The 19,265-nt window shown below is 63.0% G+C and carries 18 protein-coding genes and 1 pseudogene; 7 read left to right on the forward strand and 12 right to left on the reverse strand.

The genetic code is table 11. From position 1 onward, the window contains the following. Window positions 1–265 precede the first annotated feature (265 nt). The 4 genes from rarD to tkt form a co-directional block, all read right to left on the reverse strand. Window positions 266–1,207, reverse strand: a complete 942-nt coding sequence (rarD, locus tag AAFP05_RS00810) for an EamA family transporter RarD (protein WP_341727950.1) — start codon at window positions 1,205–1,207, stop codon at window positions 266–268. A gap of 46 nt (window positions 1,208–1,253) precedes the next feature. Then, window positions 1,254–2,672 (reverse strand): aldehyde dehydrogenase family protein, encoded by a 1,419-nt coding sequence (locus tag AAFP05_RS00815; RefSeq protein ID WP_341727951.1) that lies wholly within the window; start codon window positions 2,670–2,672, stop codon window positions 1,254–1,256. Window positions 2,673–2,771: 99 nt separating this feature from the next. Next, window positions 2,772–3,245 carry a GNAT family N-acetyltransferase gene (locus tag AAFP05_RS00820; protein WP_341727952.1) on the reverse strand — a complete coding sequence of 158 codons (474 nt, stop codon included), beginning with the start codon at window positions 3,243–3,245 and terminating at the stop codon, window positions 2,772–2,774. Between the two features lie 201 nt (window positions 3,246–3,446). After that, window positions 3,447–5,510, reverse strand: a complete 2,064-nt coding sequence (gene tkt / locus AAFP05_RS00825) for a transketolase (RefSeq protein ID WP_341727953.1) — start codon at window positions 5,508–5,510, stop codon at window positions 3,447–3,449. A gap of 207 nt (window positions 5,511–5,717) precedes the next feature. Between tkt and AAFP05_RS00830 the strand changes: the two genes are divergently transcribed. Continuing rightward, window positions 5,718–6,230 (forward strand): phosphoribosyltransferase, encoded by a 513-nt coding sequence (locus tag AAFP05_RS00830; protein ID WP_341727954.1) that lies wholly within the window; start codon window positions 5,718–5,720, stop codon window positions 6,228–6,230. 7 nt (window positions 6,231–6,237) lie between these two features. Here the strand turns inward: AAFP05_RS00830 and AAFP05_RS00835 are convergent, their stop codons facing one another. Beyond that, window positions 6,238–6,558 carry a hypothetical protein gene (locus AAFP05_RS00835; RefSeq protein WP_341727955.1) on the reverse strand — a complete coding sequence of 107 codons (321 nt, stop codon included), beginning with the start codon at window positions 6,556–6,558 and terminating at the stop codon, window positions 6,238–6,240. Between the two features lie 155 nt (window positions 6,559–6,713). After that, entirely contained in the window at window positions 6,714–7,226 is a 513-nt protein-coding gene (locus AAFP05_RS00840) for a hypothetical protein (RefSeq protein WP_341727956.1), read from the reverse strand. A gap of 318 nt (window positions 7,227–7,544) precedes the next feature. Here AAFP05_RS00840 and AAFP05_RS00845 point away from each other — a divergent pair, with 318 nt between their 5' ends. From AAFP05_RS00845 to AAFP05_RS00855, 3 genes and pseudogenes are all read left to right on the forward strand, one after another. Next, window positions 7,545–8,237 carry a DUF4291 family protein gene (locus AAFP05_RS00845; protein ID WP_341727957.1) on the forward strand — a complete coding sequence of 231 codons (693 nt, stop codon included), beginning with the start codon at window positions 7,545–7,547 and terminating at the stop codon, window positions 8,235–8,237. Window positions 8,238–8,300: 63 nt separating this feature from the next. Next, window positions 8,301–8,387: pseudogene (locus AAFP05_RS00850) on the forward strand (phosphoribosyltransferase); the annotation flags it as partial. Between the two features lie 175 nt (window positions 8,388–8,562). Further along, window positions 8,563–9,480 (forward strand): HNH endonuclease, encoded by a 918-nt coding sequence (locus tag AAFP05_RS00855; protein ID WP_341727958.1) that lies wholly within the window; start codon window positions 8,563–8,565, stop codon window positions 9,478–9,480. 209 nt (window positions 9,481–9,689) lie between these two features. Here the strand turns inward: AAFP05_RS00855 and AAFP05_RS00860 are convergent, their stop codons facing one another. The 6 genes from AAFP05_RS00860 to AAFP05_RS00885 all read right to left on the reverse strand — a co-directional run bounded on the left by AAFP05_RS00860 (window position 9,690) and on the right by AAFP05_RS00885 (window position 15,928). Then, entirely contained in the window at window positions 9,690–10,976 is a 1,287-nt protein-coding gene (locus AAFP05_RS00860) for a citrate synthase (RefSeq protein ID WP_341727959.1), read from the reverse strand. 79 nt (window positions 10,977–11,055) lie between these two features. Then, window positions 11,056–12,039 carry a diacylglycerol kinase family protein gene (locus AAFP05_RS00865; protein ID WP_341727966.1) on the reverse strand — a complete coding sequence of 328 codons (984 nt, stop codon included), beginning with the start codon at window positions 12,037–12,039 and terminating at the stop codon, window positions 11,056–11,058. Window positions 12,040–12,131: 92 nt separating this feature from the next. Next, window positions 12,132–13,184: a sulfate ABC transporter ATP-binding protein gene (gene cysA / locus AAFP05_RS00870; RefSeq protein ID WP_341727960.1), complete on the reverse strand. Its 1,053-nt coding sequence runs from the start codon at window positions 13,182–13,184 to the stop codon at window positions 12,132–12,134. After that, a complete protein-coding gene (locus AAFP05_RS00875) occupies window positions 13,181–13,990 on the reverse strand; it encodes a sulfate ABC transporter permease subunit (RefSeq protein ID WP_341727961.1) in 810 nt (269 codons plus the stop codon). The genes cysA and AAFP05_RS00875 overlap by 4 nt, the downstream gene beginning before the upstream one ends. Beyond that, window positions 13,980–14,876: a sulfate ABC transporter permease subunit CysT gene (gene cysT, locus AAFP05_RS00880; RefSeq protein WP_341727962.1), complete on the reverse strand. Its 897-nt coding sequence runs from the start codon at window positions 14,874–14,876 to the stop codon at window positions 13,980–13,982. Before cysT ends, AAFP05_RS00875 begins: the two co-directional genes overlap by 11 nt. After that, on the reverse strand, window positions 14,873–15,928 hold the full coding sequence (locus AAFP05_RS00885; RefSeq protein ID WP_341727963.1) for a sulfate ABC transporter substrate-binding protein: 1,056 nt from the start codon (window positions 15,926–15,928) through the stop codon (window positions 14,873–14,875). Before AAFP05_RS00885 ends, cysT begins: the two co-directional genes overlap by 4 nt. Before the next feature lie 588 nt (window positions 15,929–16,516). On the opposite strand from AAFP05_RS00885, the gene AAFP05_RS00890 reads away from it, so the two are divergent. The 3 genes from AAFP05_RS00890 to AAFP05_RS00900 all read left to right on the forward strand — a co-directional run. Beyond that, window positions 16,517–17,248 carry a phosphoadenylyl-sulfate reductase gene (locus tag AAFP05_RS00890; protein ID WP_341727967.1) on the forward strand — a complete coding sequence of 244 codons (732 nt, stop codon included), beginning with the start codon at window positions 16,517–16,519 and terminating at the stop codon, window positions 17,246–17,248. Beyond that, the gene (gene cysD, locus AAFP05_RS00895) at window positions 17,230–18,138 is read left to right on the forward strand and encodes a sulfate adenylyltransferase subunit CysD (protein WP_341727964.1); all 909 of its coding nucleotides are present in this window, start codon (window positions 17,230–17,232) and stop codon (window positions 18,136–18,138) included. Before AAFP05_RS00890 ends, cysD begins: the two co-directional genes overlap by 19 nt. Next, window positions 18,138–19,265: GTP-binding protein (locus AAFP05_RS00900; RefSeq protein ID WP_341727965.1), on the forward strand; the 1,128-nt coding region annotated here is incomplete at its 3' end. The genes cysD and AAFP05_RS00900, both read left to right, overlap by 1 nt.

Here is a 19,265-nt window from a genome sequence, read left to right on the forward strand (position 1 = left end):
GTATCTGGATGCGATCCGGGTCAAAGTCCGTGATGGCGGGCACGTGAAACAAAAACCTGCGCATATCGCGGTCGGTGTGCCCTGCACACCAACTACCGCCGGCCACTCCACACCTTCACCAACACGATATCCGCAGTAATAGCCCTACACTTCTGGGCCACCGCGTGAATAAGCCTCGTTGGTCGATAAGTCCGGTTTGCTGGGCCATGACACCGTTGTCGCCCCCGGCTGCACCCCGTCCCAGGATTCACCCAGGGCAGGCCAACTACCTCCCCACCAACTCAGCTTCGGCGTCCACCTCGTCGGCTTGCTTGACGATCACCTGGCGGGAGTGCACCAGGGCGTCCACGACGAAGATCGCCACGGCGACCCAGATGATCGCGAAACCGAGCCACCGGGCGGGCGGCATCTGTTCACCGAAGATCAGCCAGGCGATCAAGAACTGCAGGATCGGGCAGACATATTGCAAGATGCCCATGGTGCTCAGCGGCACCTTTGCCGACGCCGACGCGAAGAGCAGCAACGGGATCGCCGTCACCGGTCCGGCCAACGCGATCACTGCTGCGTAGCCGTCCAGATGAACTGTATTGGCTCCGACGACACCCAGATATATCAGGTATCCGAGCGCGAACGGCGTAGCCGCGCTCGTCTCGATCGCTAGACCGGGCAACGCCGGCACTCCTGCGCCGACCTTCTTCTTCATCAGCCCGTATAGCGCGAATGTGGACGCCAGCCCGAGCGCCACCCACGGCACACTGCCATAACCAACCACGAGAACGACTACCGCAAGAGCGCTGATCGCGAAGGCAACCCATTGGGCGCGGCGCATCTTCTCCCCGAGTAACACAACGCCCAACGCCGCACTCATCAGCGGATTGATGAAGTATCCAAGCGACGCGTCGATCGCGTGCCCGTTGTTGACGCCCCAGACATACAGCGTCCAGTTCAATGAAACGAGCAATCCGGCACCGGCCAGTATCACGACCGCACGCCGATTGTGCAGCACCTCGCCGATCTGCCGCCACCCGCGGGTCAACGCGACCACGAGCACGCAAAACAGCAAGCAGCAGGTGATCCGGTAGGCGACGACCTCAAACGCCCCGGATCGTGAGAGCAGCTTGAAGTACAGCGGGAAGAGGCCCCATAAGAAGTAGGCTCCGAATCCCAGCGAGATGCCGCTCTGACCTATCCCCCATCGTTGCACCATACGATATATTCTCTCATCTCCCTGGTCGGCAACTCCGCCTCGTCCATCAGCCCCGACGCATCAGATGCTGAACCAGCCCGGTCCACGGCTCCAGATAGGGCGGTTGCGCCAGGCGCAAGGTGTCGGGCCGCACCGGCTTGGTCAGCACAGGCTTGACATGCGAGAACGTCTTGAACGAATACTCGCCGTGGTAGGCGCCCATCCCTGAGCCACCGACTCCACCGAACGGCAGCCGGGACGATGCAAGCTGCACCAGCGCTGCCCCGTAGACCAGGGACCCGGACGAGGTTGCCCGCTCGAACAGCTTTCTCGTCCGCCTCGAACCGCTGAAGATGTACATGGCCAGCGGCTTCTCACATCCGTTGATCGCATCGGCGGCGGCGTGCGGCGACACAACCGGTACCACCGGCAGCACCGGCCCGAAGATCTCCTGACGCATCACCGCGACCGCAGCGTCCGGCCCCACCACGGACCCGCCCTGCCCCACGACAACCACCGTGGGCGCGACATACCGCTCGTCACGATCGAACTGACCGCCGACGCGCACATCGACATCGTCCAGATACGATGCGAGACGGTCCACATGCTTCGCGCTCACAATCCGGCCATAGTCCGGATTCGTCCGCGGATCACTCCCCCACAGGTCCGCGATCGCCCGGCGCAACGCTGCCACCAACGCATCGACCCGATCAGGGGTGGTCATCACATAATCCGGGGCTACGCAGGTCTGCCCGGCGTTGCTGAATTTCGCCCACGCCAATCGCTTCGCCGCCACATCGATGTGCCGGTCATCGTCGAACCAGGCCGGCGACTTGCCGCCCAATTCCAAGGTCACCGGGGTCAAGTGCTCAGCCGCTGCCCGCAGCACCTCATGCCCGAACTCCGCGCTGCCGGTGAAGACGATGTGGTCGAACCGCCGCGAGACAAGCCCGCCCGCCCGCGCGGCCGCACCATCCACGATCGTCACTGCCCCATCGCGGAAGTACTGCGGAATGAGTTTGATCAGCATGGCAGCGGTCGCGGGAGCCTGCGAGCTCGGTTTGAGAACGGCAGCGTTACCCGCAGCCAGCACACCGACCAGCGGTGCGAGCAGCAGCTGAATCGGGTAGTTCCACGGCGCCAGAATCAGCACCACCCCCAACGGCTCCGGCCTCAGATGCGCGTGCGCGGGCCACAGAGTTGCCGGCAGCGTGACGGGCTTCAAACGCCGCCAGCGGCGCAGGTGGCGCAACGCGTACGAGATCTCACCCACAACGACGCTGATCTCCATCAGTCCGGTCTCCGTGCGCGACTTGCCCAGATCTTCTTGCACCGCGTCCGCGAGAGCATTCTCGTTTTCGACGAGCAGCCTGCGTAGCGCCCGCAGGTTCTTCTTACGCGCCGCCAGCGGACGCGTCGTGCCGGAGTCGAAACGAGTCCGGGCTGCCGAAACCGCCCTGCTCACCTCATCGTGTGCATCGCTCATATGTCGAGCGTAGAACCCTCGAGACAGTCGGCAATCTCAGGGCATCGTGAGTGGCGTTCTGCTCTGGCGCGACGCGGTGACCCGCCTCAATCCCTCACCTCACCGGGCAAGAGATAACGGCTTCTCCAGCACGACCATGTGAATATCGTCGATCAGCGGGGTCGACGTATCGGCTCCCGGAAACGGCTCGGTCTCCCCTGTGCGGACGTAGCCGATCGCCTCGTACCACGCAATCAGGTCGTCCCGTTGCGCGATCACGGTCATCTGCATCCGGTCCAGCTGCCAGTCATCGGTGGCGATGCGCTCGGCGGCATCGAACAACGCTCGTCCGATGCCTTGGCTCTGGGCCTTGGGATCGACTGCGAACATTCCGAAATATCCGTGGCCGTCCTGCTTCTCGATGTAACAGGTACCGAGGATTGTGTCATCGCCCCGGTCACAGGCGACCAGCGTCATCGAGTCCGGCCTGCTGATCTGCTCGTCGATCGCTTCCGGACGAGTGCGCTTGCCGGCAAGAATGTCGGCCTCGGTCGTCCACCCCGTCGCCGACTGATCGCGGTACGCCGCCTCCACAATCGCGTGAATCGCCGGTGCGTCTGCCGGAACGGCCCGGCGAATCGCCGTCGACGCCTTCGGGGGTCGCGTCTGCCTGCCCTATACCGGTCGTGAGGTGTGCTTAGTTCGGACGCATCCATTTTTCTTCGTCTGTTGTGCGATGTGGGGCCGCCCCCCGGACGGCCCCACGTTTCGTTTGTCTCTTCAGTAGACAGGTACTTACGCCTGCAGCGACTCCTTGGCTGCGGCGACGACCGCGTCCGACGTGAGCCCGAATTCGGTGAACAGCAGCGTGCCCTTGCCGGACGCACCGTAGTGCTCGATCGAGACCGAACGGCCCTTGTCGCCGACGTACTTCTGCCAGCCCTGCGCGATGCCCGCCTCGACGCTCACGCGAGCCTTGACCTCGGGCGGCAGCACCTCGTCGCGGTAGCTTTCGGGCTGCGCGTCGAACCATTCCTGGCACGGCATCGACACGACGCGAGTCGGCACGCCCTCGGTCTCAAGCACGGCCTGGGCGTCCAGGGCGACCTCGACCTCAGAGCCGGTGCCGATCAGGATCAGCTGCGGGGCAGCGCTGGCCTCCTTGAGCACGTACGCACCCTTGGCAACGCCCTCGGCCGAGGCGAACTCGCCGCTGCTGCGATCGACGATGCGGGTGTTCTGGCGAGTCAAGATCAAACCGGCCGGCTGATCGGTCAGCTTGAGGATCTCACGCCACGCGATCGCGGTCTCGTTGGCGTCCGACGGACGAACGATCGCCAGCCCCGGGATCGCCCGGTAGGCGGCCAGGTGCTCGATCGGCTGATGGGTCGGACCATCCTCGCCGACACCGATCGAATCGTGCGTCCACACGAAGATGCTCGGGAATCCCGACAGCGCGGCAAGTCGAACCGGCGGACGCATGTAGTCGGCGAAGACGAAGAACGTGCCGCCGTAGGCCCGGGTCAGCCCGCCCACGTTGATGCCGTTGACGATGCCGCCCATCGCATGCTCGCGGACGCCGAAGTGCAGCGTGCGTCCATACGGACCGCCCGGCCACTCATCGTTCGTGCGGTCGGCCGGCAGGAAGCTCGGCTCACCCTTCATGGTGGTGTTGTTCGAACCCGCGAGATCGGCCGAGCCGCCCCACAGCTCGGGCAGCTGGGATGCCAGCGCCGACAGCACATCGGAGGAGGCCGCACGGGTAGCCTTCGAACCGGCCTCGAAGGCCGGCAATTTCAGATCGTCCGGCAGCTTCTTGGCCAGCACGCGATCGAGCAGCTTGACCTGCTCGGGGTAAGCCTGCTGCCATGCTGCGAAGCTTGCGTCCCAGGCCGCGCGATCGGCCTCACCCTTGGCAGCCAGCTGAGCCCGGGTGTAGTCGACCACGGAATCCTCGATGGCGAAGGGTTCGTCGGTGAATCCGAGCAACTGCTTGACCGCGGTGATCTCGGCAGCACCGAGCGCAGCACCGTGAGTCTTCTCACTACCCTGCAGGTTCGGCAGCGGCCAGGCGATGATGGTCTTCAGGTGAATCAGCGACGGCTTGTCGGTCACCTTCTGGGCCGCGACGATCGCATCGTAGAGCGCCTCGACATCTTCGGCGTAATGAGTGCCACCGTTGGTCCAGTCGATGGTCTGCACATCCCAGCCGTAGGCCTCGTAGCGCTTCGAGACATCTTCGCCGAACGAGATCTTGGTGTCGCCCTCGATCGAGATCCGGTTCTCGTCGTAAATCATGATCAGGTTGCCCAGCTCCTGGGTTCCCGCCAGCGATGCGGCCTCGGCCTGCACGCCTTCTTGCATGCAGCCGTCCCCAAGAATGGAGTACACGAAATAGTCGAAGGGGGTTTCGCCTTCGGCGTCGGGCGCGTAGAGACCATGCTGACGACGGGCCGCCATCGCCATGCCAACAGCATTGCTGACGCCTGCACCCAGCGGACCGGTCGTGGTCTCAACGAACTTGGTGTGCCCGTACTCCGGATGCCCCGGGGTGCGCGACCCGAAGGTGCGCAGCGACTTGATGTCGTCCAGTTCGAGACCGAGCCCGCCGAGGTAGAGCTGGGTGTACTGAAGGATCGAGGCGTGTCCTGCCGACAGCACGAAGCGGTCGCGTCCGATCCACTTGTCATCGTTCGGATCGGTCTTCATGACCTTCTGGTAAAGCAGGTAGGCGACCGGAGCAAGCGAGATCGCCGTGCCCGGGTGGCCATTGCCGACCTTCTGCACCGCATCGGCGGCCAGCACACGCGCGGTGTCGACTGCCCGGCGGTCTTCGTCGGTCCAGGTGAAATTGCTCACGTTGTTTCCTTTGCAGTAGATCCGCTCAGCGTCTGCCATGAGCGCCGAGAATCCTACAGAATCTTATCGCAACCGGGCCGTACCATGACTCCGCGCCTATAGCCGCCCGAGATGCCCGGCCCGCCGACATGGCTGCCGTCACGCAGATCTACAACGCGCAGGGCATCGCCACCACCGCCAGCTACGAAGACTGGCTACTATTTGCCCATGACGGCCTACCATGCGGACTCCGATCAGCTCGAGAACACCGAAATCCTGACGTGGCGGGGTTTCGGAGACGGATCCCGAGAACTCGCGCAGCTGGTGGCCGACTCGGGTTTCCGTCCGGAGGTCATTATCGCAGTGGCTCGTGGCGGCATGATTCCAGCCGGCGCGCTCACCTATGCGCTGGGCGTCAAGCTCACCGACGCGATCAATGTCGAGTTCTACACCGATGTCGAAGAGACGCTGCCCGACCCGATCCTGCTGGCACCGATGCTCGACACCGACTCCATCCGCGATCGCAAGCTGCTGATCGTGGACGATGTCGTCGATTCGGGACGCACCCTCGCGCTGGTCCTGAAACTGCTGCGCGGCTTCGGCGCCGATGTACGCAGCGCAGTCATCTACGCGAAGCCGACCACCATCATTCAACCCGACTTCGTCTGGAAGCAGACCGACAAGTGGATCGTCTTCCCCTGGTCGGCACAACCCCCGGTGACCCCGGCAGTCTCATCGTAGACGCGCGTCATCCCATAAATACAACTTCGCCTTCCACATATTGCGAGTGGTTTTCCTGACTACTGCCATACGAAACCCAGCGCCAGTCTACTTGCTCAAATTCACTGACAACAAGCGATCGCTCCCGCAAGACAAGAACTGGATTCCCCACTATCTCAATGCTTTCACCGCCGTCGAAATTCAGGAGATAATTGCCACGCACAGCCTGTACGGATTGGTATTCCAGTATGCTATCGTACGGCCTCCCAAACCAACCATCCGGGAGAATCAGACCCACCAAAGGATGCGCTCGAAAATAGGACAACAGCACATCTTGAAAATTATCCATGGCGTGATTCAACCCCAACCGACCCGACCTCATGAATCGTTCATCGACACCTCAGCGATAATCCCCGGATCGAACCTGATATAGCTGACCACAACATTCTTCCCTTCCCGATTTCAGGCCTGACCATCGCGAACTGGCACTCGACATGACCATGATCATTTTGCCTTGCTACTGTGCAGCGCAAGAACCAGGTCACTAGCCTGCGCGCATCGCAAACACGGCAGAATCCATGGCGACCGCGCCAAGCGAGAAAACAGAACCTCCTCCTTGAAGTCTCGCAATGCCTCCTTGTCCTGAGCCAATTTGGCACGCATCATGCCCGCGACCGCGTACGGACCAACCCCATCTTCCAAAAGATCATTTCCATAGATCAGCCCCGTCACTGCGCTCGGGAGCTCCGTTAGTTCAAATTCATCCGTAAGCTTCCACTCATTTCGTACGGTCTCAAGGAGCTCGTCATCAGTTTGTGAATCTCGCAACATATACAATGCTAGCAAGGCTAGCAGCTGGTCCCGCTCGAGAGACTGATACCCGAGGGACTCCCATAGGCGCCCAAAAGCCGCTTGCAACGCCGAAGAACGAACGTCTTGATCAAATCGGTCAAGGACAATTACCAATTCGGCTGACTCGGGCTCACCCCCGACCCAATCCATCAAGTCATTGGTCATAACACCCAAGCGATCACGCCATGGCTCACCCCACACCAATGCCCGACAGAGGACCAAGAGCCAGCGGGAAAACGGGGCGTCCCAACAAAACGAACTGACCACGACCTTGCCACTCCTAGAATCCCTTGAGTTATTCATCTTCAGGTCGCTACTGCTTCGCCGATCTGGTCCTGCCACATCCTTCACCTACTTGTCGTCGACACTACTCCGGCAACTATCTGCACGCGTCAATATCGGTGGGCGAGCTCGCTTCTAGAGAACTCTCACCCAAGCACCGTCTTAGCTTCATCCTAGGGCATTCTGATGTACGATTGCCCTGTGCCGTCCTTGCGAGACATCCGTGCTTTATTTGATGACTTCACGATCACGGCCTATCAGGCATATTCGCCGCAGATAGGCCGACCGGCTGCGGCGAGCGGCACTTTTAGCGGCACCCCGTTCAAACTTGATCGTATGACGTGGATAAAGCCTTCATTCCTCTGGGCGATGTATCGCTCAGGATGGGCCCGCAAGCCTGGTCAAGCCACATCCGGAGGAGCGATCCTCAAAATGTTCGTGCTCGGATCGTACAGGACCTCGAACTTTCCAGTGCCAAGGGCACCATCGTCAACCTCATACCCCACGCCAATTACCCAAATCGCCACCAACGCGCGCGTCGACAGCGACGTGGCCAAGATGATCTGGGCCCACGATCTTGATGTATGCCTCAGAGTCAGTATCATATATCTCGCCACCTCGCGACGACGACAAGCTCTCAGCGAACTCATTCAAATCGCGTTCCATCACCGTAAAGGAGCTCTTTCCAGAGAACTCTCTGCACCTGATCGTCACAGAATAATCGAGATACCTGTCCACGCCACCAATAAGCTCAAGCGAAAGCACCTTAAGCGGATGATTCGTCGCCAACTCAGCGATGATCCCTGGGCCAAACCTGATATAGCCGGCCACAACATCCCCTCTCTGTCAGATTTCAAGCCTGACCGCCGCCGGCCACGCTCGGTACAACTGTGATTGTCTCAGCCATAAATGACCATCGCTTCATTTTTCAGTTGACCGACGAGGATTCACCAGCGGGTTCTGCTGGCACGGATGCTCGGCACCGACTCGATCCGCGACCCCAAGCTGCTCATCGTGGACGACGTCGTCGATCCCGGGCGTACCTCACGCTGGTACCAAAACAGCTACACGGGGTGCCAACACGCGGCGTAACAAGTAGATCGCCCCTGGTTGGCGCCCCCGGTGAGCGCCATCTGGTAACCATCGGGTCGCCGTACGGCATTCCAGCACACCCGTTGTTTCCTAGCCGCCACCGGTTGACACAGCTATCCTGTTGACCATGGACCTCGCCCTCGAATTGGCGGTGCGCGCCGAGGCCATGCGTCATCTCAAGAGCCGTTTAGAACACGACGCCATTTACTTCACCCGGAATGAACAGTTCGAGTATCACGGAGACCGCCTACGGCTCATGGGTGCTCAGACCGGCATTTGGAAGCCCCGGCAACTGTCTGCGGCTTTGTCCATCTCAACGACCTTCACACCACCATCGCGAGAGCGTCCCTATGACGACGCGGATATCGGCCCCGATGGGTTAGGGCGCTACAAATGGCGTGGCACCGATCCTGAGCAGGCAGACAACCGGGCGCTGCGCGCCGCAATGACGCACAAGCTGCCGCTGATCTGGTTTCGCGCATTCGATCGCGGACGATATGTCGCGATCTATCCCGTCTACCTCGTCCGGGAGGAAGCCGAACAACACCAATTTGTCGTCGCGGTCGACGCCGTTCAACAACTCGATTCCATCGATATGACTTACCCAGGCATCGACATCCAATTGGCTTATGCCAGCCGCGAAACGAGGCAACGACTGCACCAAGCTCCGTTCCGCGCGGCCGTCCTTGATGCGTATACCTGCAAATGCGCCGTTTGCCGTTTCGGGCATGCGTCGCTGCTCGACGCAGCTCACATCACCCCGGACGCCGAGGGCGGCTTACCGACTGTGGCGAACGGCCTCTCGCTCTGCAAGATGCATCACGGCGCCTACGACTCCGGCCTGATCGGAATCACGCCTGATCTGACCATCGAAATCAACCATGATGTCTTGAATGAAATCGACGGTCCTATGCTGCGCCACGGCATCCAAGAGTTCCATGGCCGTTCGTTGATGGTTTTGCCCAAACACAAGGCTCAACGACCTGATCGCGACGCGCTCGACTTGAGGTACCAGCAGTTCCTTTCCTCCTCGAGCACCAGGTGAGTCCCTACCGCCGCAGCGAGCTAGCAGCTAGCGGGTGGTTCTCTGAATTCTCGCGCCCGATCTGCGAAGCCGCGCCCGATATTTCGGGCGCGGGTTTGCATTCTGGGCGCGAGAAGCTGGCGGGTGTGACAGATCGGGCGCGGGAACAGGGCCTGCGACCGGGGCACGGAGCAGGGCGACCCGAGCCCGGTCAGGGGGCGGCTTACTGCTCAGTCGCGATCTTGGAGGGGCACGTAGGTCCGCTCCGACTCCCCGATGTAGATCTGACGCGGGCGTCCGATCTTCGCTTTCGGATTCGACCGCAACTCGCGCCACTGGGCGATCCAGCCAGGCAGCCGACCGATCGCGAACAGGACGGTGAACATCTCCTTCGGGAAGCCCATCGCCTCGTAGATCAATCCCGAATAGAAGTCGACGTTCGGGTAGAGCTTGCGCTCGGTGAAGTAGTCGTCCCCCAGTGCGGCCTGTTCCAGCTCTTGGGCGATCTCCAGCAGATCCCGGCGTCCGGCCTTCAGATTCATGACCGCATCCGCATGCTCCTTGATGATCGCGGCGCGCGGATCGTAGTTCTTGTAGATGCGGTGACCGAAGCCCATCAGCTTGATGCCGGCCTTCTTGTCCTTGACCTGCTGCACGTATTCGGTGACCGAGATCCCGGAGTCCTTGATCGCGGCCAGCATCTCGACAACAGCCTGGTTGGCCCCGCCGTGCAGCGGCCCCGACAGCGCATTCACCCCGCCGGCCACCGACGCGTAGATGTTCGCCCCCGACGACCCGATCAGCCGAACCGTCGATGTCGAACAGTTCTGTTCGTGATCGGCGTGCAGAATCAGCAGCACATCCAAGGCCCGGGTGATCTCATCGTGAAAGACATATGGCTCGGTCGGATACCCGAAGCTCATCCGCAAGAAGTTCTCGACATAGCTGAGTGAGTTGTCGGGATACAGCATCGCCTCGCCGCGCGAGTTCTTGTAGCCGTAGGCGGCCAGCGTTGGGACCTTCGCGAGCAGCCTTTCCGTGGCCTTCTCAACGGCCTCCGGGTTGTCGCCGATGGAGTCGAAGCTGAATGTCGAGAGCATCATCAGGCCGCTGGCAAGCACCGGCATGGGGTGCGACCGGCGCGGGAACATGCCGAAGAACTCACGCATCCGCTCGTCGACCATCGTCTTGCGGCGAATGCGGTCCTCCCAGTCGGCCAGCTCGGCGGCGGTCGGCAACTCTCCGTAGATCACCAGATAGGCGGTTTCCAAGAAGGTCGATTCCTTGGCCAACTGCTCGATCGGGTAGCCACGGTAGCGCAGGATGCCGGCATCACCGTCGATGTAGGTGATCGCCGACCTGGTCGACGCGGTATTAGCCAGCCCGTCGTCGTATGTGGTGTAACCGGTCTTCGACAGCAACCGACTGATGTCAAGTCCTGCCGGGCCCTGGGTCGAGGCAACAACGGGCACCTCGAATTCACTACCCAATCCGGTGATACGCACAGAATCGCTCACGTGACGCTGATCCTTTCACTCGCCGTCGTACAACGCCGTATCCGGCCTCTCCACCTTATTGCGAAGACGGATGCCTCGCTCAGCTTTGCTCGGTCTTGGTCTCTGCCGTCGGTGGAAGCTGCACCTGCACACAACACTCCCGAACGCTCACGTCGAGTTCGGTGACATCCTCGACGACATCGCCGTCGACTTGGACAGGCAGCGGATGATGGGGTCGCACACGCAGCCTCGTGGCGCTCGTATAGCGCAGCGCGGCAACCGGACGATCATGACCGGTCAGGCCCTTGATCGCGACGGGTAGCCACTGGTCGGGACGCGTGAGCGGCACCTGGAGCACCTCGAGCCGGCCGTCATCGACCAGGGCTCCCGGATAGACCAGCACTCCACCGAGCACTGCCGGGGTGTTGCCCGCCAGCACGGTCCAGTAGCGCATGCTCGCAGGCGGACGGTCATCCAGCTGGACGTCCATCCCGATGGGCGGACGCAGCGCCTCCATCATCCCGGAGATCGCGTAGGCGGCCCACCCGGTGCGTTTCTTGGCGATCATCCCGGTTCGCTGCACGGTGAGCGCATCCCGCCCGATACCGGCCATGGTCAGAAATGGCTCGCAGTATTCGTCACCGCCGGTCGTGCGCAGATGCGCTCGTCCCAGATCGAGACAGGCGTGCGGGCCGCGCAATGCCGTGGCTACTTGCTCGGGGATCGTCAGCCTCGTCAGCCCCAGATTGGACGCGAGCACGTTACCGGTGCCCAGCGCGATGATGCCGAGTCTGGCCTGTGTACCGGCCAGCGAATCGGCCACCTCGCGCACGGTTCCGTCGCCGCCGATCGCGATGACCAGTTCCGCACCCTCGCCGAGGGCCTGACGGGCCTGCCCGCTGCCCGGATCTGCCGATGTCGTGGTGTAGGAGCGCGGGGTCGGAACGTGCGAATCGCGGCACTGCCGCACGATCTCGGAGATCGCGCTGCTCGCGTGGTTGCTGAGCGGATTGACCACGATGCCCACCTGCTTGGGCAGCGGCGAGTCCTGACTCGCCCGGCTGAAGACCGGGATACGGCTCATGCTCACCTGCCCATTGTGCCCGAACCGGCCCGGCCGGGTGCCAAGAGCAGGGCCCGGCGCTCACCCCCCCGGCGGCTGGGAGCACGGCGTCCTCAGGCAACCGCCCCCACAGCGACCGCTGAGCCCTCGCCGGATCGGTCGGCGGCCGGCAGCCATTCGGTCTGCGACCTGGCGGCCGCCGGAACGGTCTTCGCTCCGCGTTCGGGTTCGAGCCAGACCGCGGTCCCCAACTCAAGTCCGAGTGCGTCGGCGAAGGTGCGGGTGAGGGTGATCACCACGTCGCCGTCCTCAGGCACCGCACCGTCCGGCCGAACGTAGAGCCGCACCTCGAAACCGACCCGCTGATAGCGCACGATCCGCCCGGCAGCAGTCCCCGGCGCCGGACTGGTGCGCACCACGATGTCGTGTGGGCGGATCAGATCACCACCCAGCGTGGTGACCTCACCGAGGAAACCCATCACGAAGCGGTTCGCAGGTGAGTCGTAGAGGTCGATAGGGCTGCCGATCTGCTCAATCCTGCCCTGGTTGATCACCACGACCTCGTTGGCCACTTCCAGTGCCTCCTGCTGATCGTGGGTGACGAACAAGGTGGTTACCTGGACTTCGTCGTGCAGATTGCGCAGCCACTCGCGCAGCTCTTTGCGAACCTGGGCGTCCAGAGCACCGAAGGGCTCGTCCAGCAGCAACACCTTCGGTTCCACAGCAAGCGCCCGAGCCAACGCCATCCGCTGGCGTTGACCGCCGGACAACTGCGACGGCAGCCGCTGGGCGAACTGCTCGAGGTGAACCAGCTCCAACAATTCGTGGACACGCTTGCGGATCTCGGGCTTGGGCTTGTTGCGGATCTCGAGCCCGAAGGCGACGTTCTTGGCGACCGACATGTGCTTGAAGACGGCGTAGTGCTGAAAGACGAATCCGACATTGCGCTTGCGGGCCGGCAGGTTGGTGGCATCGACCCCCTCGATGCTGACCGTTCCGGTGTCTGCTTCCTCCAGTCCCGCGATAATCCGCAGCAGGGTCGATTTGCCGCCGCCGGACGGCCCCAGCAAGGCGGTCAGTTTTCCGGAGCCGAAGCTCAGATTGATGTCGTGCAGGGCGACGAAGTCGCCGAAGTTCTTGTTCACACCCAGTACTTCGATGGTCATGATCTTGCCTCTTTCGGTCGGACGACGGACACGAAGGTGATGCAGGCCACAGCAGCGGCCGTGAGTAAGAAGGCGACGGCGTAGGCGGTTCCCTCCTGGAAGTTCCCGTAGGTCTCTTCGACCACCAGGGTTGCCGTCTGGGTACGCAGTGCGATGTTGCCCGACACCACCTTGACTGCCCCGAACTCGCCAAGGCTCCTGGCCAGTGCTAGGACGATGCCGTAGACCACCGCCCACTTGATGCTGGGCAGGGTGATCCTCCAGAAGACCTGCCAGCCATTGCCGCCGAGGCTGCGGGCGGCCTGCTCCTGCTCGTCCCCGAGTTCGGTGAGTACCGGCACGATCTCGCGGACCACCAGTGGGAAAGCGACGAAGACGGTGGCCAGCACCAGACCGGGTGTGGCAAAGATGATCTGGTAACCGATGCTGTACAAGAACGAACCCACCGGGGCGTCGCGGCGGTAGACGAGCATCAGCGCGAGGCCGACGACCACCGGAGAAACCGACAGTGGTAGGTCGACCAGCGCGGACAGCAATCGTTTGCCGGCGAAGTCGTATCGGACGAGCAGCAGCGAGATACCCACGCCGAAGACCAAGTTGAGAACGACTGACCAGAACGTCACGATCCCGGTCAAGCGCAATGCGGTGGTCACCGCCGGACTCGAGAACGCGGTGGCCAGGTTCGTCAAGCCCCCGGAGAAGGTATTGATCACGACCATCACGATGGGCACCAAGACGAGCAGGGCGAGGTAAACCACCACCAGCGTCCGCAGGCCAAGTCTGACCGGACGGGATTCACGAATCACGACGGACGGCCTTTCGCTGCAGGAGATCGATCAGGATCAGCACGGCAAGCGCGATGACGAGCATGCCCGTCGCGATCGCCGCGGCGGAGGCAAGATCGCCGTTCTCGATGTAGGACAGCACCCGCACCGAAACGACCTCGGTGCGGTTCGGCATGTTGCCACTGAGCAGCACCAACGAGCCGTACTCGCTGATGCCGCGAGCGAACGAGAGCGCTGCGCCCGAGGCGATGGCCGGAATCAGACTGGGAAAGATCAGCTTCCAAAAGACCGTCCAGTTGCTCGCGCCCAGAGAACTGGCAGCCTCCTCGACATCATGTTCGAGTGACTCGAGCACCGGCATCACCGACCGGACGACGAACGGTAACGTGACGAACAAGACGGCCAGCGCCACCGCCGCCTGCGTGTTGGCGATGTTGATGCCCACCGGGCTGCGTGGCCCGTAAAGGGAGAGCAGCACCAGCCCGGCAACGATCGTCGGCAACGCGAATGGGATATCGATGATGACGTCGAGTACCGCACGCCCGACGAACCGGTCACGCACCAGAACCCACGCGACGACGGTGCCGATGATCGCGTTCACGACCGCCACGCCCACGGCGACCGAGACCGTCAGCCCGATCGCGTTGAGAGTCTGAGCGTTCGTCAGTGCTGACCAGAACTTTGCCGGCCCACCAGCCAGGGCAGAGCCCACCACGCTCGCCAGCGGAATCAGCACCAGCAGGCTGAGCCACAGGACCGAGACACCCAGGCCGAGCCCGGCCGACCTGGTCAGGCCACGCCGGCCCGCAGCGCCGGATCGCGGTCGTTGCACCGGATCGGCGACGGCGGTGGTGGTCGTGCCCGAGTCAGGGTCTGCTCGACGGCGGTCCGCTACCGTGGCGCTCACGATTTGCCCGTCTGCGCGAGCAGCTTGGTGATGAGCCCGTCGTCGGTGTCGAAGAACTTCGTGCTCAGTTCGTCCCAGCTGCCGAAATCATCGGCGACCGTGAAGAGCCGCTGCGGCTCCGGATAGGGATTCGCCGGATCATTTGCCCCCACGACCTCGGCTGGGACACTACCGTCGAGAGGACGGAACCCCGCCTCGCCGAAGATCTCCTGCCCGGTGGGCGACAGCACGAAATCGAGCCACTGTTGGGCCTTGGAGCCACTGTCTTTGAGCACCGCACCGGGATTCTGGATCAGTAGCGTGTCATCGGGGACGATGTAGTCGAAGTCCTGACCACTCTGACGCGCCAGGATCGCCTCATTCTCATAGGTGATGAAGACATTGCCGGTACCACCCGTGAACGCGGTGGTGGCGTCACGTCCGCTGCCCGGTAGCGCCACGGTGTTCTCGAAGACCTTCCGCAGGTACTCGGTTGCCTCCTCGTCCGTGCCTCCGTTGGCCGCAATGTGCGCCCAGGCGGCCAGGATGTTCCAGCGGGCAGCACCCGACGATGCGGGGTTGGGTGTGACGATCTCCACCCCGGGCTTGGTCAGGTCATCCCAACCGGTGATGCCAAGCGGATTGCCCTTGCGGACAGCCAGCACGACGACCGACTGCGAGACGATCCCCTGGTTCGGTCCGTCCGCCCAATCCTCGGCGACCAGGCCGCCGTCCACCAGCCTGGTCACATCGGACCAGACCGAGAAATGGACGTAGTCGGCCGGCTGGCCGTTGAGGACGTTGCGGCTCTGATCGCCCGAGGCGCCATAGGACGTCTGGAAGGTGACATCCTTGCCGGCGTCGGTCTGCTGCCAAGCCTGCGCGATGCGAGCATTCGCCTCGGCGGGCACGGCGTAGCCGACGATCTGCAGCGTGGTCGCACCCTGCGTCGTTCCGCTGGCATCCTCGGCGGGAATATTGGAGCAGGCGCTGATACTGAGCGCCGATATGCCTAGGGCGGCAACGGCCGCGAATCGTCGGAGGCGGGACGTGAATTGAGCACGAGAGAACATGAGAAGTAGCTCCTGGATTTCTTATTCAGGACATGCAGAATTTGCCTAAGCGACACCCTCCATGAAACATCAATCGCAAATTTTGTTGATGCGACGAATTTCACGCGTGAGGGATACGAGGAATACTTTCAAGTGATTCCGGGGCGAAAGTCAGCAGCTAGCGCTGCTCCAGCGACCGAGTCGCTGACGGCGGCGGATTGAGCGTTCCGCGGCTAACGGCGTGCTGAGTTCGGACAACACGAAGACACGCCCGAGCCAACAGTGGCAACGAGGCGAGTGACGGCGTCCATGGGGGGATCATAGTCACTCCAGGGCCCGAGATCAAACCGGGCGCTCCTTGTCGAGACGGCCAACCGCGCATAAACTTCGCGATAATCGTCCGAGCGGTGGGCTTTGAATCGTGACCTGCATGCTGCGATCAGGCATCCGCCCACGATCGAATTGGCGCGGTCGGACCTTGATTCGCTAGGAGTATGCACGAATGCCTGATAATCTGTTTTTCATGTCCCCCACTTTCGAATATCACGCATGCCGGCGATGCGGAATCATCCTCCGGCATCGTTGCTCCGAATCTCCCGGGGCAGCCTGATGGCCGCCACGCTGACAGGGCATGGCCCCGGGCGCACCCGCAGCGCCGACGAACTGAGAACGCTGGTCGAGCGCGCATCGAGGGACCTGGCGGATGCCTCCGCCCCCGAGATCGCCTCCTGGGCGGCCAACACCTTCGGCCGGCGCCTGGCGGTGGCCTGTTCCATGGCGGGGGACACCGTACTGCCGCACCTGGTGGCCCGCTACCTGCCGGGAGTCGACGTGCTCTTCCTGGAGACCGGTTACCACTTCGCCGAGACCATCGGAACCAGGGACGCAGTCGCCGCAGTGATGGACGTGAGTGTCGTGGATGTTCAGCCGGCCCAAACGGTCGCCGAACAGGACGCCGAGCACGGCCCCCGGCTGTATGAACGGAACCCCGGCCTGTGCTGCGGCCTGCGCAAGGTTGCTCCGATCAACGCCGAATTGGCCTCCTATGAGGCATGGGTGACCGGCATCCGTCGTGAGGACAACGCCAATCGTGCGCATGCCCTTCCGGTCGAGTGGGACCAGACGCATCAGATGGTGAAGGTCAACCCGATCGTCGCCTGGAGCTTCGACGACCTGCTGGGCTACGCGTCAGAGCACTCGGTGCCGATCAACCTGCTGCTGACAGATGGCTATCCCTCGATCGGGTGCGAGCCGTGCACCCGGCGTCCGAAACCGGGTGAAGACGCCCGGGCCGGACGATGGGCAGGAGTCGCGAAGACCGAATGCGGGCTTCACCTATGACCGCGCTTTCTCATGTCAGCCTCCTTGAGGCGGAGGCCATCCACATCATCCGGGAGTCGGTTGCCGAGCTTGAGCGCCCGGTCCTGCTGTTCAGCGGTGGCAAGGACTCCGCGGTGCTGCTTCATCTGGCCCGCAAGGCATTCTGGCCGGCCCCGCTCCCCTTTCCGCTGCTGCACGTGGACACCGGGCACAATTTCCCCGAAGTCATCGAGTATCGGGACCGGACGGCCGAGCTCGCCGGAGCACGGCTGATCGTTGCCCGCGTCCAGGACTACATCGACGATGGGCGGCTCATCGAGCGCCCCGACGGCACCCGCAACCCGCTGCAGACCATCCCGCTACTCGACGCGATCGAGGAGAACCGGTTCGATGCAGTCTTCGGGGGTGGGCGGCGCGATGAGGACAAGGCCCGCGCCAAGGAGCGCGTGGTCAGCCTGCGCGACGAGTTCGGTCAGTGGGATCCGCGTAATCAGCGTCCCGAACTGTGGAACCTCTATAACCCCAGGCACCGGCCCGGCGAGCATGTCAGGGTCTTCCCGCTGTCGAACTGGACCGAAACGGACGTCTGGACCTACATCGACATGGAGAAGATCGAACTGCCCGAGCTGTACTTCGCCCATCAGCGAGAGGTCTTCGACAACAACGGCATGTGGTTCGCGGTCACACAGATCACCCCGCCCGGCGACCGGCCGGTCGAAGTGAAGAGGGTGCGTTACCGCACCGTCGGCGACATGTCATGCACCGGCGCGGTGCTGTCGAACGCAGGCAGCGTACCCGAGGTCATCGACGAGATCGCTGCCTCGCGAATCACCGAGCGTGGCGCGACCCGCGCCGACGACCAACTGACGGAGGCCGCAATGGAGGATCGCAAGAAAGACGGGTACTTCTGATGAGCGAAACCACCCAGGCCACCGAGCACTCGTTGCTGCGGCTAGCCACCGCCGGCAGCGTCGACGACGGAAAGTCGACACTGGTCGGACGGCTGCTGCACGACACCAAGTCGATCCTTGCCGACCAGTTGGCTGCGGTCGAACGAGTCAGCCGCGCCCGCAGCCTCGAGCAGGCCGATCTCGCGCTGCTGACCGATGGGCTGCGCGCCGAGCGCGAACAGGGCATCACCATCGATGTCGCCTACCGCTACTTCGCAACCGCGCGGCGGGCCTTCGTGCTGGCCGACTGCCCGGGCCATGTGCAGTACACGAGAAACACCGTCACCGGATCATCGACAGCCGATGTGCTTGTGGTGCTGGTCGACGCACGCAAAGGCGTGCTCGAGCAGACCCGCCGTCACCTGGCGGTCGCGGCGCTGCTGCGGGTGCCCCGGGTCGTGGTCGCGGTGAACAAGATCGACCTGGTGGGCTACGACGAGGCGTCCTACCGCGCCACCGAGCAGCAGGTCGGCGAGGTGACCACAGCGTTCGGAATCCGCCAGACGACCTGTGTTCCGGTCAGTGCGCTCAAGGGCGACAACGTTGCTGCGCGCTCCGAGCACACGCCCTGGTATACCGGCCCCAGCCTGCTCGGGCTGCTGGAGACCCTGGACATCGGCGCCGGCACCGCGAACGGCGGCTTCCGGCTCGGTGTGCAGCTGACGTTGCGTCCCCAGGACTCGGCGCTGGATCCCGGCTTGCGGGAGTATCGCGGGTACGCGGGACTCATCTCGTCGGGTTCGGTGAGTGTGGGCGACGAAGTCGCGATCCTGCCAGAGGGCTGGCGCACCCGGGTGCGGACGATCAACATCGGCGAGCGCGCCGTCGAGCGGGCCGTGGCGGGTCAGTCCGTGGCGATCCAGTTGGACGGCGAGTTCGATCTGGCCCGCGGGGCCTTGATCAGCTCGGTCGGCGACGCACCCGAACCCACCGTGACCATCGACGGCACGCTGTGCTGGATGGACAGTGCGCCGCTGCGGAAGGGCCAACGGGTACTGCTGAAGCACTCCACGCGTACCGTGCAGGCGATAGTCCGGGAGGTGCGCAGCCGCCTCGACCTCGAAACGGCTTCCGCCGTCGAGGCCGGG

The sequence above is a fragment of the Brooklawnia sp. genome, from assembly GCF_032229645.1.
Classification (GTDB): Bacteria; Actinomycetota; Actinomycetes; order Propionibacteriales; family Propionibacteriaceae; genus Brooklawnia.